Genomic DNA, 16,238 nt, shown 5'->3' with positions numbered 1-16,238 from the left:
TCGTGATCCCCTCGCGCGCAGAAAGTTCCCCATGTACTCGCTGCTCTTCAACCTGATCTTCCGGCGCATGGACCCGGAGAGCGCCCACCACCTGGCCTTCGGCTGGATTCGGCTGGCCGCCCGCATCCCCGTCCTGCGCACCTTCGTCGCCGCCCTCCTCGCCCCCCGCGACAAGGCGCTGCGCACCGAGGCGCTGGGCCTGCGGATGCACGGGCCGTTCGGGCTCGCCGCCGGGTTCGACAAGAACGCCGCCGGGATCGACGGCATGGCCATGCTCGGCTTCGACCACGTCGAGATCGGCACCGTCACCGGTCAGCCGCAGCCCGGCAACCCCAGGAAGCGGCTCTTCCGGCTGGTCTCCGACCGTGCGCTGATCAACCGCATGGGCTTCAACAACGAGGGCTCGGCCGCCGTCGCCGACCGTCTCGCGGGCCGCCGCGCCGCCTTCCGTACGACGGTCGGCGTCAACATCGGCAAGACCAAGGTCGTCCCGGAGGCGGAAGCGGTCGCCGACTACGTGACCTCGACCGAGCGACTGGCCGCCCACGCGGATTACCTCGTCGTCAACGTCTCCTCGCCCAACACCCCCGGACTGCGGAACCTTCAGGCCGTCGACCAGCTGCGGCCGCTGCTGACCGCGGTCCGCGAGGCCGCCGACCGGACCGTGACCGGGCGCCGGGTGCCGCTGCTGGTAAAGATCGCGCCAGATTTGGCGGACGCGGACGTGGACGCGGTCGCCGACCTCGCCGTCGAGCTGGGCCTGGACGGCATCATCGCCACGAACACGACCATCGCGCGGGACGGGCTGGGCCTGACGTCCCCCGCGTCCCTCACCGCCGAGACCGGCGGGCTGTCCGGCGCCCCGCTCAAGGCCCGCTCGCTGGCGGTGCTGCGCCGTCTGTACGCCCGTGTGGGGGACCGGTTGACGCTCGTGGGTGTGGGCGGGGTCGAGACGGCCGACGACGCGTGGGAGCGGATTCTCGCGGGGGCGACGCTGGTGCAGGGCTACAGCGCGTTCATCTACCGCGGGCCGTGCTGGGCCCGCGAGATCCACGGTGGGCTGGCCGCCCGGCTTGCCGCTTCCCCGTACGAGACCCTGGCCGACGCGGTGGGGGCCGACGCCGCGGCCTAGTGGGTGGGGGCTCCGCCCCCACACCCCCGCTGGGGCTCCGCCCCGGACCCCGCTCCTCAAACGCCGGAGGGGCTGGAATTCATCGAGGAGAAACCCATGACGACGACCCCCGACCCCGTCCCCTTCGGTGCGCGGCTGCGCCGGGCCATGGACGAGCGTGGTCCGCTCTGTGTCGGTATCGATCCGCATGCCTCCCTGCTCGCCGACTGGGGGCTCGGGGACAACGTGGCGGGGCTCGAGCGGTTCACGCGGACCGTCGTGGACGCGCTCGCCGGGCGCGTCGCCGTGCTCAAGCCGCAGTCGGCCTTCTTCGAGCGCTTCGGCTCGCGCGGCATCGCCGTGCTGGAGCGGGCCGTGGCGGACGCCCGGGACGCCGGGGCGCTGGTGCTGATGGACGCCAAGCGCGGCGACATCGGGTCCACGATGGCCGCGTACGCCGCCGCCTACCTCGACCCCACCAGCCCGCTGTTCTCGGACGCGGTCACCGTCAGCCCCTACCTCGGCTTCGGCTCGCTGCGCCCCGCGCTGGACGCCGCGCGGGCGGGCGGCGCGGGGGTCTTCGTGCTGGCGCTGACGTCCAACCCGGAGGGCGCCGAGGTGCAGCACGCGGCGGGGCCCGACGGGACGACCGTCGCCGCGTCCGTCCTCGCCCACCTCAAGGCGGAGAACGCCGAGGAGGCCGAAAAGGGTGCCCTCGGGTCGTACGGCGCGGTCGTCGGGGCGACCCTCGGCGGCACCGCGGCGCGGATCGGCGCGGAGCTGGCCATCGACGGGCCGCTGCTGGCGCCCGGCATCGGGGCCCAGGGCGCGACCCCCGCGGACCTTCCGGCGGTCTTCGGTGCGGCGGTCCGCAATGTCGTTCCGAGCGTCAGCCGGGGGGTCCTCAAGCACGGTCCGGACGCCGCGGCACTGGTCGAGGCGGCGGCCCGAATGGCTGATGACGTGCGTGCCGTGGCTGAATAACCGAGCTATTTTGTCCCTAAATGTCCCAGTCGAGCGAGTCTGACCAGGACTTTTCGTCTGTTCTCGCTGACTGGAGCGGGATCGGCCGCTAGTCTCCGACGAGAGCGAACGCGCTGTTGCGTTGCGCGTTGCTCCGCAGGTGAGGGCCGACTAGGTTCCTCACCGGTCCCTATCCGACAGTTCGACATCCGAGGTGACGTAGGCGTGGCTCTTCCGCCCCTTACCCCTGAACAGCGCGCAGCCGCGCTCGAAAAGGCCGCCGCGGCTCGCCGGGAGCGCGCCGAGGTCAAGAATCGACTCAAGCACTCCGGCGCGTCTCTGCATGAGGTCATCAAGCAGGGCCAGGAGAACGATGTCATCGGCAAGATGAAGGTCTCCGCCCTCCTGGAGTCCCTGCCGGGCGTCGGCAAGGTCCGCGCCAAGCAGATCATGGAGCGGCTCGGCATCTCCGAAAGCCGTCGTGTGCGCGGGCTCGGCTCCAACCAGATCGCATCCCTCGAGCGTGAGTTCGGCGGCGCCGCCGGCTGACGTTTTCCGGCAGCGCCGGGAACCTGGATAATCTGCTGCATGGCAGCACATCCAGTACGTCCGCGGCTGACCGTGCTCTCCGGCCCCTCAGGGGTCGGCAAGAGCACGGTCGTCGCGCATATGCGCAAGGCACACCCCGAGGTCTGGCTCTCGGTCTCCGCCACGACTCGTAAGCCCCGCCCCGGTGAGCGGCACGGTGTTCAGTACTTCTTCGTGGACGACGGTGAGTTCGACAAGCTCATCGCCAACGGTGAGCTGCTGGAGTGGGCCGAGTTCGCCGGTAACCGCTACGGGACTCCCCGTGAGGCGGTCATCGACCGGCTCGAAGCGGGCGAGCCCGTGCTGCTGGAGATCGACCTGCAGGGCGCGCGGCAGATCCGCGAGTCCATGCCGGAGGCCCAGCTGGTCTTCCTCGCGCCGCCCAGCTGGGAGGAGCTGGTCCGCCGGCTCACCGGCCGGGGGACCGAGGCGCCCGAGGTCATCGAGCGGAGGCTGGAGGCGGCCCGCGTCGAGCTGGCCGCCGAATCCGAGTTCGATACCACCCTGGTCAATACCTCCGTCGAGGACGTGGCGACCGAGCTGCTAGCCTTGATGCGAGTGGCTTGATCTTCAATTCATTCTTGCCATGAGGCGTAATAAGGAAGGCTAGAGAGTGTCCTCTCCCATGACCGCGCCCGAGGGCATCATCAACCCTCCGATTGATGAGCTGCTCGAGGCGACCGACTCGAAGTACAGCCTCGTGATCTACGCGGCCAAGCGCGCGCGTCAGATCAACGCGTACTACTCGCAGCTCGGTGAGGGTCTGCTCGAGTACGTCGGCCCCCTGGTGGACACCCACGTCCACGAGAAGCCGCTGTCGATCGCGCTCCGCGAGATCAACGCGGGTCTGCTGACCTCCGAGGCCATCGAGGGTCCGGCTCAGTAAGGTCCGAAACGCTCATCACCGGCCCGGCGGCCTCGCTGCCGGGCTCGTGGTGTGTCATGGGTACGTCCATGCGTGAACGGCGGGGAAGAGGCGAGCGATGGCCAAGGCGGACAAGCCCCGGGTCGTACTGGGGGTCAGCGGCGGGATCGCCGCCTACAAGGTGTGCGAGCTGCTGCGGCGGCTGACGGAGTCCGGGCATGACGTACGCGTCGTGCCGACCGCTTCGGCGCTGCACTTCGTCGGCGAGGCCACCTGGTCGGCGCTCTCCGGGCATCCGGCGGGCACCGAGGTGTGGGAGTCCGTCCACGAGGTGCCGCATGTGCGCATCGGCCAGTCCGCCGACCTGGTCGTGGTCGCCCCCGCCGCCGCCGATCTGCTCGCCAAGGCCGCCCACGGCCTCGCGGACGACCTGCTCACCAATACGCTGCTCACCGCGCGGTGTCCGGTCGTCTTCGCACCGGCCATGCACACCGAGATGTGGGAGCACCCCGCGACCCAGGAGAACGTGGCGACCCTGCGCCGCCGCGGCGCCGTGGTCGTCGAGCCCGCCGTCGGGCGGCTGACCGGGGTGGACACCGGCAAGGGGCGGCTGCCGGACCCGCAGGAGATCTTCGAGGTCTGCCGCCGGGTGCTCACCCGCGGGCCCGAGGCGGCCCGCCCCGATCTGGCCGGACGCCATGTGGTGATCAGCGCCGGAGGCACCCGTGAGCCGCTGGACCCGGTGCGCTACCTGGGCAACCGTTCCACCGGCAAGCAGGGGTACGCGCTGGCCCGCGCCGCCGTGGCCCGGGGCGCCAGAGTGACTCTTGTCTCGGCCAACAGCGAGCTGCCCGCCCCGGCCGGTGCCGATGTGGTGCGGGTGGGGACCGCGGTCCAGCTGCGGGAGGCGGTCCTGAAGGCCGCCGCGGACGCCGACGCCGTGGTCATGGCCGCGGCGGTCGCCGACTTCCGGCCCGCCCGCTACGCCCCCGGAAAGATCAAGAAGCGGGACGGCCAGGAGCCCGAACCGGTCGCTCTGGTGCGTAACCCGGATGTTCTGGCGGAAATCTCCGCCGAGCGCGCCCGCCCCGGGCAGGTCGTCGTCGGTTTCGCCGCCGAAACCGATGACGTCCTCGTCAACGGCCGGGCGAAGCTCGCCCGCAAGGGCTGCGATCTGCTCGTGGTGAACGAGGTGGGCGAGCACAAGACCTTCGGCTCGGAGGAGAACGAGGCGGTCGTGCTCGCGGCGGACGGCGCCGAGACGCCCGTTCCGTACGGCCCGAAGGAGGTCCTGGCCGACACGGTCTGGGACCTGGTGGCGGCCCGCTTCGGCTGAGCCCCTCACCGCTTCCGTACCGGCCTCCGCCCGATCTTCACAAGACATTCGCGTGACCTTCGGCCGTTTGTGGGTAGGCATTGCCGCCACCGTGGGTTGATCCAGTGCGGGAGCGCCCGTTCGGGCCATGACGGTTATCTGTCATGGAGGCCTTGCTGTATTTCGGCTCGATGCGAGGTATGTTCCAGGTCAGGCCTGCCCGTCCAGTGAGACGGGGATGCTCAACCGGCGGATACGCCGGATAAACTGGCCGAGGAACCGCGTCGGGCGCAGCCCCCGGGCGGTCCCGCCCATGATCAGCCAGCAGCCGCTGCAACCCCAGGGAGCGATGTGTCCCGCCGCCTGTTCACCTCGGAATCTGTGACCGAGGGTCACCCCGACAAGATCGCTGACCAGATCAGCGACTCCATCCTCGACGCGCTCCTCAAGGAGGACCCGACCTCCCGGGTCGCCGTCGAGACCCTGATCACCACCGGCCTGGTCCACGTCGCCGGTGAGGTGACCACCAAGGCGTACGCCGATATCGCGTCGCTCGTCCGCAACAAGGTCCTCGAGATCGGCTACGACTCGTCGAAGAAGGGCTTCGACGGCGCCTCCTGCGGCGTCTCGGTGTCCATCGGCTCGCAGTCCCCCGACATCGCCCAGGGCGTCGACTCCGCCTACGAGCTGCGGGTCGAGGGCGACGAGGACGAGCTGGACAAGCAGGGCGCGGGCGACCAGGGCCTGATGTTCGGCTACGCGTGCGACGAGACGCCCGAGCTGATGCCGCTGCCGATCAACCTGGCGCACCGGCTCTCCCGCCGGCTCTCCGAGGTCCGGAAGAACGGGACCATCCCCTACCTGCGCCCGGACGGCAAGACGCAGGTCACCATCGAGTACGACGGCCACAAGGCGGTCCGCCTGGACACCGTCGTCGTCTCCTCGCAGCACGCCTCCGACATCGACCTGGACTCGCTGCTCGCTCCCGACATCAAGGAGTTCGTGGTCGAGCACGTCCTGAACGAGCTGGTCGAGGACGGCATCAAGCTGGAGACCGAGGGCTACCGGCTGCTGGTCAACCCGACCGGCCGCTTCGAGGTCGGCGGCCCGATGGGTGACGCCGGTCTCACCGGCCGCAAGATCATCATCGACACCTACGGCGGCATGTCCCGCCACGGTGGCGGCGCCTTCTCCGGCAAGGACCCGTCCAAGGTCGACCGCTCCGCCGCGTACGCGATGCGCTGGGTCGCCAAGAACGTCGTCGCCGCGGGCCTCGCCCAGCGCTGCGAGGTCCAGGTCGCCTACGCCATCGGCAAGGCCGAGCCGGTCGGTCTCTTCGTCGAGACCTTCGGCACCGCCACGGTCGACGCCGAGAAGATCGAGAAGGCCATCTCGGAGGTCTTCGACCTCCGCCCGGCCGCGATCATCCGCGACCTCGACCTGCTCCGCCCGATCTACGCCCAGACGGCGGCTTACGGCCACTTCGGCCGTGAGGAGTCCGACTTCACCTGGGAGCGGACCGACCGCGTCGACGCCCTGCGCGCGGCGGCCGGTCTGTAAGGACCCCGGCCGGTACGGCTTGAAGCGAAGGCCCGGACGCCCCTGCGGCGTCCGGGCCCTCGTATGTCCGAGCCCTCTGCTAAGACTTGATCTGTGAGCAGGGACGACGAGCGGCGCGAAACCCCGGCGGAGGAGCCGCAAGCGGGTGAGCAGCTCGCGCTCATCCGGGACAGCGTGCGCAAGGCCAAGGTGCCGAAGGCCAAGCCGCGGACCTGGCGGGGAGCGGCGCTGGCCAAGGAGTGGCCGGTGGCCAAGGTGCTGGTGGACAAGGGCCCGGTCCACCTCGACAAGCTGTGGGACTACGCGGTCCCGGCCGAGATGGACGCCGAGGCGCGGCCCGGGGTGCGGGTGCGGGTGCGGTTCGGGGCCGGGACCGGCAAGGTGCGCGAGGGGCGGCGCGAGGGCGGCGGGCTGCTCGACGGGTACATCGTCGAGCGGGTCGCCGAGTCCGACTACCGCGGGCCCCTGGCCGCCATCGCCCAGGTCGTCTCGTCCGAGGTGGTGCTCGGGCCGGGGCTGCTCGCGCTGTGCCGGGCCGTCGCCGACCGGTACGCCGGATCGCTGGCCGACGTCCTCCAGCTGGCCATGCCCAAGCGCAACGTCCGCGCCGAGTCCGAGACGTCCCCGCCACCGCTGCCCCCGCCCGCACCGCCCGCGCCCGGCAGCTGGCAGCGCTATCCGGCCGGGCCCGGGTTCCTGGACGCGCTCGCGGGCGGCGGCACGCCCCGGGCCGTGTGGACCGCGCTGCCCGGACCGCACTGGCCGGACGAGTGGGCCGCCGCGGTCGCCGCCACCCTCGCCTCCGGGCGCGGCGCGCTCGTCGTCGTACCGGACGGACGCACCGCCGCCCGGGTCGACACGGCGCTCACCCGGGCGCTCGGCGGCCCGGGGCGGCATGTGCTGCTCACCGCGGACCTCGGCCCCGAGGAGCGCTACCGGCGGTGGCTGGCGGTCAGCCGCGGGTCGGTGCGGGCCGTCGTCGGCACCCGGGCGGCCATGTTCGCGCCGGTCCGTGACCTCGGCCTGGTGGGGATCTGGGACGACGGCGACCAGAGCCACAGCGACGACCACGCCCCGCAGCCGCATGCCCGCGACGTCCTGCTGCTGCGCGCCGTCCACGAGCAGACGGGCTTCCTGCTGGGCGACCTCGGGCGCACCGTGGAAGCCGCCCAGCTGGTGGAGAACGGCTGGGCCCGGCCCCTGGAGGCCGACCGCGAGCAGGTCCGCGCGGCGGCCCCGCTGATCCGTACCGTCGGTGAGGACGAGGTGGCCCGGGACACCGAGGCCCGTGCGGCCCGGCTGCCCACGCTCGCCTGGCAGACCGTGCGGCAGGCGCTGACCCGCGGCCCGGTGCTGGTGCAGGTGCCGCGCCGGGGCTACGTACCCCGGCTGGCCTGCGAGCGCTGCCGTGAGCCCGCCCGCTGCCGGCACTGCGCGGGCCCCCTGGAGGCCCGCGAGGCGGACCGGCTGGCCTGCGGCTGGTGCGGGCGGGCCGAGACCGCCTGGCACTGCGCCGAGTGCGGGGGCTTCCGGCTGCGGGCGAGCGTCATCGGCGCCCGGCGCACCGCGGAGGAGCTGGGCCGCGCCTTCCCCGCCGTCCCGGTCCGCACCTCGGGCCGGGACCACATTCTGGACACCGTGCCGGACCGTCCGTCGCTCGTCGTCTCCACTCCCGGCGCCGAACCGGTCGCCGAGGGCGGCTACGCGGCCGCCCTGCTGCTCGACGGCTGGGCCCTGCTCGGCCGTCCCGACCTGCGCGCGGGCGAGGACGCGCTGCGCCGCTGGCTGGAGGCGGCCGCGCTGGTGCGGGGGCACGAGGACGGCGGCCTCGTCGTGGTGACCGCCGAACCGACGCAGCGGCCCGTCCAGGCGCTGGTCCGCTGGGACCCCGCCGGTTACGCGGCGCGCGAACTCGCCGAGCGGTCCCAGCTGGGCTTCCCGCCGGTCTCCCGGATGGCCGCGGTGGCCGGTCCCGCGGAGGCGGTGGCCGAACTGATCGGCTCGGCCGCGCTGCCGGAGGGGACCGAGACCCTGGGCCCGGTCCCGCTGCCCCCCACCCCGCCGGGCCGCCCGCGCCGCCCCGGCGACCCGCCGCCCGGAGCGCAGTGGGAGCGCGCCCTGCTGCGGGTGCCCCCGGGCCAGGGCCGCGCGCTGGCCGCGGCCGTCAAGGAGGCCAAGGCGCTCCGGCTGGCCCGCGGCGACAAGGACCCGACGGTCCGGGTGGACCCGCTGGACATCGGCTGAGCTTCAGCCGTTTCGGGGGCTGGGGAAGACGCCCGGGCGGGGTTCGGGGAGGGCCGGGGCGGGCTGCGGGGGGACGGAGCGGGCGGCCGGTACGGACGGGAGCGGCGGCACGGCGGCGGGCTCGGGGCTGTGCGCCGCCGTGTCGGGCTCGCCGCCCTCCGCGGGGTTCGCCGCGGACGCGCGGCGGGAGCCGTAACGGCGGTGCACCGCCTGCTTGGTGACGCCGAGCGCGGAGCCCACCGCGTCCCAGGAGAAGCCGAGCGAGCGGTCGAAGTCGACCGCGGCGGTGACCAGGGTTTCGACGCTGTCCCGCAGCTCCTGGGCGAGCCGCACGGTGGGGGCGGGGGCGCGGCCGTAGACGACGAAGCCCGCGGCCGGTCCGGTGCGCCGCGGCCGGTAGACGTTGCCCAGCTGGGCGGTGAGGGTGCGCAGGGCGTCCACCTGTCGGCGGACCCGCTCGATGTCCCGGACCAGGAGGTGCAGGCTGGCCCGTGCCTGGGCGTCGTGAGTTGCGTGGTCGGCCATGAACAAGCCTCTCGAACCGGCGGTGAAGGGGGTGGGCGGGAAGGGTGCCCGGCCGCGGGTCGCGGCCCGGCGTTGGTCAATCTCTCTTGACCAACGCGACACCCGCCAGTCGGTCACGGTCCGGGGCGTGCGGGAGTCGGTCCGTACGCCCCCCGGGGCGTACGGCCCATAGACTGAGGTCGCGTTTTTGCCGTTCCTCGCCGTTCTCCGCCCTGTATGAGAGGTCGTTCGCCACCCATGAGGCTCGTCTTCGCCGGTACTCCCGAGGTCGCCCTGCCCGCGCTGGACGCGCTGATCGCGTCCGAGCGGCATGAGGTGGTGGCCGTCGTGACCCGTCCCGACGCCCCCGCCGGGCGCGGCCGGCGGCTGGTGGCCAGCCCGGTCGCGGAGCGGGCCGAGGAGGCGGGCATCGAGGTGCTGAAACCGGCCAAGCCGCGGGACGCGGACTTCCTCGCCCGGCTCACCGAGATCGCCCCGGACTGCTGCCCGGTGGTGGCCTACGGCGCGCTGCTGCCCAAGGCGGCGCTGGAGATCCCGGCGCACGGCTGGGTCAATCTGCACTTCTCGCTGCTGCCCGCGTGGCGCGGTGCGGCGCCGGTGCAGCACGCGGTGCTCGCGGGCGACGAGGTGACCGGGGCGTCGACGTTCCAGATCGAGGAGGGGCTGGACTCCGGGCCGGTGTACGGGGTGGTGACCGAGGACGTGCGGACCACCGACACCAGCGGCGATCTGCTGACCCGGCTGGCCATGGCCGGGTCCGGGCTGCTCGCGGCGACGATGGACGGCATCGAGGACGGTTCGCTGCGGGCGGTGCCGCAGTCCGCCGAGGGCGTCTCGCTCGCCCCGAAGATCAACGTCGAGGACGCGGAGATCGACTGGTCGGCGCCCGCGCTGCGGGTCGACCGGCTGGTGCGCGGGTGCGCCCCGGCGCCGGGCGCGTGGACGACGTTCCGCGGGGAGCGGCTGAAGGTGGTCTCGGCGGCGCCGGTGGCGGACCGTACGGATCTGGCCCCCGGTGCGCTGGCCGCGACCAAGAAGGCGGTGTACGCGGGCACGGGCAGCCACGCCGTGGAGCTGACCTGGGTCCGGCCGCAGGGCAAGAAGCCGATGCGCGCGGCCGACTGGGCCCGTGGCGTACGGATCGCCGAGGGCGAGCGCCTCGACGGCTGAGAGGGGCGGCCTCGTCGGCGCAGCGCGGCCCTGCCATTGACCTGAACCTTGGTTGAAGTCCTACGGTTCTGGTCGTGCCGCCGGTCCGGACCCACCGGCGTAACTTCCGTGGCGGCACCCCGAAACCCTTCGGAGGTGCGCGATGAGCATGGAAGTCACCGCGTGGCATTCCCTGTACCAGGCCGCGAACGCCAGCGACGACCGGCGGCCCTTTTCCCGCGCGACCCTGCGCCGCATCGGCGCCTTCGCCCGCCCCCACCGCCGTCCGGTGCTGCTGTTCCTCCTGCTGAGCACGGTGGTGGCGGTGACGGCGGTGGCCACGCCGCTGCTCGCGGGCCGGGTGGTGAACGCGATCGACCGCCACGCACACGAGTCCACGGTCCTCGGGCTGGCCGGGCTGATCGCCGCCATCGCGGTGGCCGAGGCGGGCGTCGGGCTGCTGACCCGGCGGCTGTCCGCGAACATCGGCGAGGGGCTGATCCTCGATCTGCGCACCGCCGTCTTCGACCACGTCCAGCGGATGCCGGTCGCCTTCTTCACCCGCACCCGCACCGGTGCGCTGGTCAGCCGTCTCAACAACGATGTGATCGGCGCGCAGCGGGCGTTCAGCGACACCCTCTCCGGAGTGGTCAGCAACGCGGTGACGCTGCTGCTCACCTTCGTCGTGATGGTCGGCATCTCCTGGCAGATCACGCTGCTCGCGCTGCTGATCCTGCCGGTGTTCCTGCTGCCCGCCCGCCGGGTCGGCAGGCGGCTCGCCACGCTGCGGCGCGAGGCGGCGGCCCACAACGCGGCGATGGGCACCCAGATGACCGAGCGGTTCTCCGCGCCCGGCGCCACGCTGGTCAAGCTCTTCGGCCGCCCGGCCGAGGAGTCCGCCGAATTCGCCGCGCGGGCCCGCCGGGTGCGGGACATCGGGGTGCGTACGGCGATGGTCCAGGTCTCGTTCGTCACCGCGCTGACCCTCGTCTCCGCCCTGGCCCTCGCCCTCGTCTACGGCCTCGGCGGCTACTACGCGCTGCGCGGCAGCCTCGACCCCGGCGCCGTCGTCTCCCTCGCGCTGCTGCTCACCCGGCTGTACGCGCCGCTGACCGCGCTGGCCGGGGCGCGGGTGGAGGTGATGAGCGCCCTCGTCAGCTTCGAGCGGGTCTTCGAGGTGCTCGACCTGAAGCCGCTGATCACCGAGAAGCCGGACGCCCGGCAGGTCCCGGACGGGCCGGTGGCGGTGGAGTTCGACCACGTCGACTTCGGCTATCCGTCCGCCGACAAGGTGTCGCTGGCCTCGCTGGAGGAGGTCGCCCAGCTGGACACCCGTGGCGGCGTCCAGGTGCTGCACGAGGTGTCCTTCCGCGCCGAACCCGGCCAGATGGTCGCGCTGGTGGGATCGTCCGGCGCGGGCAAGTCGACCATCGCGCAGCTGTTGCCGCGCCTCTACGACACCGACGCGGGCGCCGTCCGGATGTCCGGCGTGGACGTCCGCGACCTGACCGCCGCCTCGCTGCGCGAAACCCTCGGCATGGTCACCCAGGACGGCCACCTCTTCCATGACAGCATCCGCGCCAACCTGCTGCTGGCCCGTCCCGGGGCGACCGAGGACGAGCTGTGGGAGGTGCTGCGCCGGGCCCGGCTGGAGGGGCTGATCGCCTCGCTCGCGGACGGTCTCGACACGGTCGTCGGCGAACGCGGCTACCGCCTCTCCGGCGGTGAGCGCCAGCGGCTGACCATCGCCCGGGTGCTGCTGGCCCGCCCCCGGGTGGTGATCCTCGACGAGGCCACCGCCCATCTGGACTCCACCTCCGAGGCCGCCGTGCAGGAGGCGCTCGCCGAGGCGCTCGACGGACGGACCGCGCTGGTGATCGCCCACCGGCTGTCCACGGTGCGGGCGGCGGACCTCATCCTCGTCGTGGAGGACGGCCGGATCGTCGAGCGCGGCACCCACGACGCGCTGCTCGTCGCCGAGGGGCGCTACGCGGAGCTGTACCGCACCCAGTTCGAACAGCGCCCCGCGGCGGGAGAGGCGGCGAAGGCGCTGAGCCGGCCCGCGTAGGCTTGGGGGTGATCACCCCATACCTTCCGGAGCACATTTCCCGTGAGCCCCCAGCCCGGCACTCCCCGTCGCAGCCGCCCCGGCAAGCCCTACCGCCGACCGAAGAAGGACCCCGTGCGGGCCCTCGCCTTCGAGGCGCTGCGGGCCGTCGACGAACGGGACGCGTACGCCAACCTCGTCCTCCCGCCCCTGCTCCGCAAGGCGCGGGAGGGCGACGGCTTCGACGCCCGGGACGCGGCACTCACCACCGAGCTGGTCTACGGCACCCTGCGCCGCCAGGGCACCTATGACGCGATCATCGCCGAATGCGTGGACCGCCCGCTGCGCGAGGTGGACCCGCCCGTCCTCGACGTGCTGAGCCTGGGCGCCCACCAGCTGCTGGGCACCCGCATCCCCACCCACGCCGCCGTCTCCGCGAGCGTCGAACTGGCCCGGGTGGTACTCGGCGACGGGCGCGCCAAGTTCGTCAACGCGGTGCTGCGCAAGATCGCCGCCGCGGACCTCGACACCTGGCTGGAACGGGTCGCCCCGCCGTACGACGAGGACCCCGAGGACCACCTCGGCGTCGTCCACGCCCATCCGCGCTGGGTCGTCTCGGCGCTGTGGGACGCGCTCGGCGGCGGCCGGGCCGGGATCGAGGACCTGCTGGAGGCCGACAACGAACGGCCCGAGGTCACCCTCGTCGCCCGCCCCGGCCGGGCCGACCCCGACGAACTGGTCGCCGCCGTCGGCGCGGACTCCGCGCTGCCGGGCCGCTGGTCCCCGTACGCCGTGCGGCTCACCGAGGGCGGCGAACCCGGCGCGCTGGACGCGGTCCGCGACGGACGCGCCGGGGTGCAGGACGAGGGCAGCCAGCTCGTCGCCCTCGCCCTCGCGAACGCCCCGCTGGACGGCCCCGACCAGCGCTGGCTGGACGGCTGCGCGGGCCCCGGCGGCAAGGCCGCGCTGCTCGCCGCGCTCGCCGCGGGGCGCGGCGCGGCCCTGCTGGCCGCCGAGAAGCAGCCGCACCGGGCCCGGCTGGTGGAGCGGGCGCTCGCCGGTAACCCCGGCCCGTACCAGGTCATCGCCACCGACGGGACCCGCCCGCCCTGGCGGCCGGAGAGCTTCGACCGGGTGCTGGTCGATGTGCCGTGCACCGGCCTCGGCGCGCTGCGCCGCCGCCCCGAGGCGCGCTGGCGCCGCCGCCCCGAGGACCTGGCCGGGTTCGCCCCGCTCCAGCGCGGCCTGCTGCGCGAGGCGCTGGCCGCGGTACGCGTCGGCGGCATCGTCGGCTACGCGACCTGCTCCCCGCACCCCGCCGAGACCCGCGCCGTGGTCGAGGACGTGCTCGGGGAGGCCCGCAAGGGCCAGGGCGCGACGGCGGAGTGGATCGACGCCCGCCCCCTGATGCCCGGCGTCCCCGCCCTGGGCGAGGGCCCCGACGTCCAGCTGTGGCCGCATCTGCACGGCACCGACGCCATGTACCTGGCCCTGCTGCGCCGCACGGGCTGAAGGGGCGGGGGGCGTTCGAACGGGAGCCCGTCACGGGATATCTTGATGTCGAGCAATGTTGCAGACGTGGAGCGGAGCACCCGGTGACTGACTCGACCATCATCTATACGCACACCGACGAGGCCCCGGCCTTGGCGACGTATTCGTTCCTGCCTGTGGTCGAGGCCTACGCCTCGACGGCCGGGGTCTCCGTGGAGCGGCGGGACATCTCCCTGGCCGGGCGCATCATCGCTCAGTTCCCCGAGCGCCTGGAGGCGAGCCAGCGCATCGAGGACGCCCTCGCCGAGCTGGGCGAGCTGGCCAAGACGCCCGGGGCCAACATCATCAAGCTGCCGAACATCTCGGCGTCCATTCCGCAGCTGAAGGCGGCCATCGCCGAGCTGCAGGAGCAGGGCTACGCGCTGCCGGACTACCCGGACGACCCGAAGACCGACGAGGAGCGGGAGATCGGCGCCCGGTACGACAAGGTCAAGGGCAGCGCCGTCAACCCGGTCCTGCGCGAGGGCAACTCCGACCGCCGCGCCCCGGCGTCGGTCAAGAACTACGCCAGGTCCAACCCGCACCGTATGGGCGCCTGGTCGGCCGATTCGAAGACCAACGTCGTCCACATGACCGGCGACGACTTCCGCTCCACCGAGAAGTCCGCGGTCATCGCCGAGGACGGTGCGCTGCGCATCGAGCTGACCGGTGACGACGGCTCCACCACCGTGCTGCGCGAGTCGGTGCCGGTGCTCGCGGGCGAGATCGTGGACGCGTCCGTGCTGCGCGTCGCCGTGCTGCGCGAGTTCCTCAAGGAGCAGATCGCGCGGGCCAAGGCCGAGGGCGTGCTGTTCTCGGTGCACCTGAAGGCCACCATGATGAAGGTCTCCGACCCGATCATCTTCGGCCATGTCGTACGGGCCTTCTTCCCGAAGACGTTCGCCGCGTACGGCCAGGCGCTGGCCGCGGCCGGGCTCACCCCGAACGACGGGCTCGGCGGCATCCTCAAGGGCCTGGAGTCGCTGCCCGAGGGCGCGAAGATCAAGGAGTCCTTCGAGGCGGAGCTGGCCGAGGGCCCGGAGCTGGCCATGGTCGACTCCGACCGCGGCATCACCAATCTCCACGTCCCGAGCGACGTCATCGTCGACGCCTCCATGCCGGCCATGATCCGCACCTCGGGCCACATGTGGGACACCAAGGGCGACGAGGCCGACACCCTCGCGGTCATCCCGGACAGCAGCTACGCGGGCATCTACCAGGTCGTCATCGACGACTGCCGCGCCAACGGCGCCTTCGACCCGTCGACCATGGGCTCGGTGCCCAACGTCGGCCTGATGGCGCAGAAGGCCGAGGAGTACGGCAGCCACGACAAGACCTTCGAGATCCCGGCCACCGGCACGGTCCGCGTGACCGACGGCCAGGGCGCCCTGGTCCTGGAGCAGACGGTCAGCGAGGGCGACATCTTCCGGATGTGCCAGACCAAGGACGCGCCGATCCGGGACTGGGTCAAGCTCGCGGTCACCCGTGCCCGCGCGACCGGCGACCCGGCGGTGTTCTGGCTGGACGAGGGCCGCGCCCACGACGCCAACCTCATCGCCAAGGTCAAGCAGTACCTCCCGGAGCACGACACCGAGGGGCTGCGGATCGAGATCATGTCGCCGGTCGACGCGATCGCGTTCTCCCTGGAGCGCATCCGCCGCGGGGAGGACACGATCTCGGTCACCGGCAATGTGCTGCGTGACTATCTGACCGACCTGTTCCCGATCCTGGAGCTGGGCACCAGCGCCAAGATGCTGTCGGTCGTGCCGCTGATGAACGGCGGCGGGCTGTTCGAGACCGGCGCCGGTGGCTCCGCGCCCAAGCACGTGCAGCAGCTGGTCAAGGAGAACTACCTGCGCTGGGACAGCCTGGGCGAGTTCCTCGCGCTCGCGGTCAGCTTCGAGCACCTCGCGCAGACCACCGACAACGCGCGGGCCCAGGTGCTCGCCGACACCCTGGACCGGGCGACCGCCACGTTCCTCCAGGAGAACAAGTCGCCCAGCCGCCGGGTCGGTGGCATCGACAACCGCGGCAGCCACTTCTACCTGGCGCTCTACTGGGCGCAGGAGCTGGCCAAGCAGACCGAGGACACCCAGCTCGCGGAGTCGTTCAAGGCACTCGCCGCGACCCTGACCGAGCAGGAGCAGACCATCGTGGACGAGCTGCTCGCCGTCCAGGGCTCGCCGTCCGACATCGGCGGCTACTACCAGCCCGACGGGGCCAAGGCGTCGGCCGTGATGCGTCCGTCGCAGACCCTCAACCAGGCGCTGTCCGCCCTGCGCTGACGGTCGCCGCTTCCGTACGTTCCGCCCCGGCCGGTGCTCGCGCACCCGGCCGGGGC

Annotated in this window: 13 protein-coding genes; 12 read left to right on the top strand and 1 reads right to left on the bottom strand. The window is 72.8% G+C overall.

Annotation, left to right across the window (positions count from 1 at the left end):
* The first annotated feature begins 31 nt into the window (after positions 1-31).
* The 8 genes from ABZ370_RS19970 (at position 32) to ABZ370_RS19935 (ending at position 8,646) form a co-directional block, all read left to right on the top strand.
* Positions 32-1,132 (top strand): quinone-dependent dihydroorotate dehydrogenase, encoded by a 1,101-nt coding sequence (locus tag ABZ370_RS19970; protein WP_358622418.1) that lies wholly within the window; start codon positions 32-34, stop codon positions 1,130-1,132.
* A 96-nt stretch (positions 1,133-1,228) separates the two neighbouring features.
* Positions 1,229-2,095, top strand: a complete 867-nt coding sequence (gene pyrF, locus ABZ370_RS19965) for an orotidine-5'-phosphate decarboxylase (protein ID WP_358622416.1) — start codon at positions 1,229-1,231, stop codon at positions 2,093-2,095.
* A 204-nt stretch (positions 2,096-2,299) separates the two neighbouring features.
* Positions 2,300-2,623, top strand: coding sequence for an integration host factor (locus tag ABZ370_RS19960; RefSeq protein WP_009713618.1), 324 nt, complete (start codon positions 2,300-2,302; stop codon positions 2,621-2,623).
* 39 nt (positions 2,624-2,662) lie between these two features.
* Positions 2,663-3,229, top strand: coding sequence for a guanylate kinase (gmk, locus tag ABZ370_RS19955; RefSeq protein ID WP_358622412.1), 567 nt, complete (start codon positions 2,663-2,665; stop codon positions 3,227-3,229).
* Positions 3,230-3,275: 46 nt separating this feature from the next.
* Positions 3,276-3,548 (top strand): DNA-directed RNA polymerase subunit omega, encoded by a 273-nt coding sequence (gene rpoZ / locus ABZ370_RS19950; RefSeq protein ID WP_009713616.1) that lies wholly within the window; start codon positions 3,276-3,278, stop codon positions 3,546-3,548.
* A 97-nt stretch (positions 3,549-3,645) separates the two neighbouring features.
* Positions 3,646-4,863: a bifunctional phosphopantothenoylcysteine decarboxylase/phosphopantothenate--cysteine ligase CoaBC gene (gene coaBC, locus ABZ370_RS19945; RefSeq protein WP_358622407.1), complete on the top strand. Its 1,218-nt coding sequence runs from the start codon at positions 3,646-3,648 to the stop codon at positions 4,861-4,863.
* Between the two features lie 330 nt (positions 4,864-5,193).
* Positions 5,194-6,402 (top strand): methionine adenosyltransferase, encoded by a 1,209-nt coding sequence (metK, locus tag ABZ370_RS19940; RefSeq protein ID WP_358622405.1) that lies wholly within the window; start codon positions 5,194-5,196, stop codon positions 6,400-6,402.
* 93 nt (positions 6,403-6,495) lie between these two features.
* On the top strand, positions 6,496-8,646 hold the full coding sequence (locus ABZ370_RS19935; protein WP_358622403.1) for a primosomal protein N': 2,151 nt from the start codon (positions 6,496-6,498) through the stop codon (positions 8,644-8,646).
* Between the two features lie 3 nt (positions 8,647-8,649).
* Here ABZ370_RS19935 and ABZ370_RS19930 read toward each other — a convergent pair whose 3' ends face one another.
* The gene (locus ABZ370_RS19930; RefSeq protein WP_358622400.1) at positions 8,650-9,171 is read right to left on the bottom strand and encodes a hypothetical protein; all 522 of its coding nucleotides are present in this window, start codon (positions 9,169-9,171) and stop codon (positions 8,650-8,652) included.
* A gap of 237 nt (positions 9,172-9,408) precedes the next feature.
* On the opposite strand from ABZ370_RS19930, the gene fmt reads away from it, so the two are divergent.
* The 4 genes from fmt to ABZ370_RS19910 all read left to right on the top strand — a co-directional run bounded on the left by fmt (position 9,409) and on the right by ABZ370_RS19910 (position 16,182).
* Positions 9,409-10,341, top strand: a complete 933-nt coding sequence (gene fmt / locus ABZ370_RS19925) for a methionyl-tRNA formyltransferase (RefSeq protein ID WP_358622398.1) — start codon at positions 9,409-9,411, stop codon at positions 10,339-10,341.
* A 142-nt stretch (positions 10,342-10,483) separates the two neighbouring features.
* Complete coding sequence (locus tag ABZ370_RS19920) at positions 10,484-12,388, top strand: ABC transporter ATP-binding protein (protein ID WP_358622396.1); 1,905 nt, start codon at positions 10,484-10,486, stop codon at positions 12,386-12,388.
* Positions 12,389-12,430: 42 nt separating this feature from the next.
* Positions 12,431-13,879, top strand: a complete 1,449-nt coding sequence (locus ABZ370_RS19915) for a transcription antitermination factor NusB (protein ID WP_358622393.1) — start codon at positions 12,431-12,433, stop codon at positions 13,877-13,879.
* Positions 13,880-13,962: 83 nt separating this feature from the next.
* Positions 13,963-16,182 (top strand): NADP-dependent isocitrate dehydrogenase, encoded by a 2,220-nt coding sequence (locus ABZ370_RS19910; protein WP_358622390.1) that lies wholly within the window; start codon positions 13,963-13,965, stop codon positions 16,180-16,182.
* Positions 16,183-16,238 lie beyond the last annotated feature (56 nt).

The sequence above is a fragment of the Streptomyces sp. NPDC005962 genome (assembly GCF_040629205.1).
Taxonomy (GTDB): Bacteria; Actinomycetota; Actinomycetes; order Streptomycetales; family Streptomycetaceae; genus Streptomyces.
Note: the sequence above shows the minus strand (reverse complement) of the source record. Positions and strands in the feature narration are given on the sequence as shown.

Excerpts from the sequence above, each read along its gene's own strand:
- ABZ370_RS19970 (WP_358622418.1), top strand. The coding sequence starts at position 32 with ATGTACTCGCTGCTCTTCAACCTGATCTTCCGGCGCATGGACCCGGAG.
- pyrF (WP_358622416.1), top strand. The coding sequence starts at position 1,229 with ATGACGACGACCCCCGACCCCGTCCCCTTCGGTGCGCGGCTGCGCCGG.
- gmk (WP_358622412.1), top strand. The coding sequence starts at position 2,663 with ATGGCAGCACATCCAGTACGTCCGCGGCTGACCGTGCTCTCCGGCCCC.
- coaBC (WP_358622407.1), top strand. The coding sequence starts at position 3,646 with ATGGCCAAGGCGGACAAGCCCCGGGTCGTACTGGGGGTCAGCGGCGGG.
- ABZ370_RS19930 (WP_358622400.1), bottom strand. The coding sequence starts at position 9,171 with ATGGCCGACCACGCAACTCACGACGCCCAGGCACGGGCCAGCCTGCAC.
- fmt (WP_358622398.1), top strand. The coding sequence starts at position 9,409 with ATGAGGCTCGTCTTCGCCGGTACTCCCGAGGTCGCCCTGCCCGCGCTG.
- ABZ370_RS19920 (WP_358622396.1), top strand. The coding sequence starts at position 10,484 with ATGAGCATGGAAGTCACCGCGTGGCATTCCCTGTACCAGGCCGCGAAC.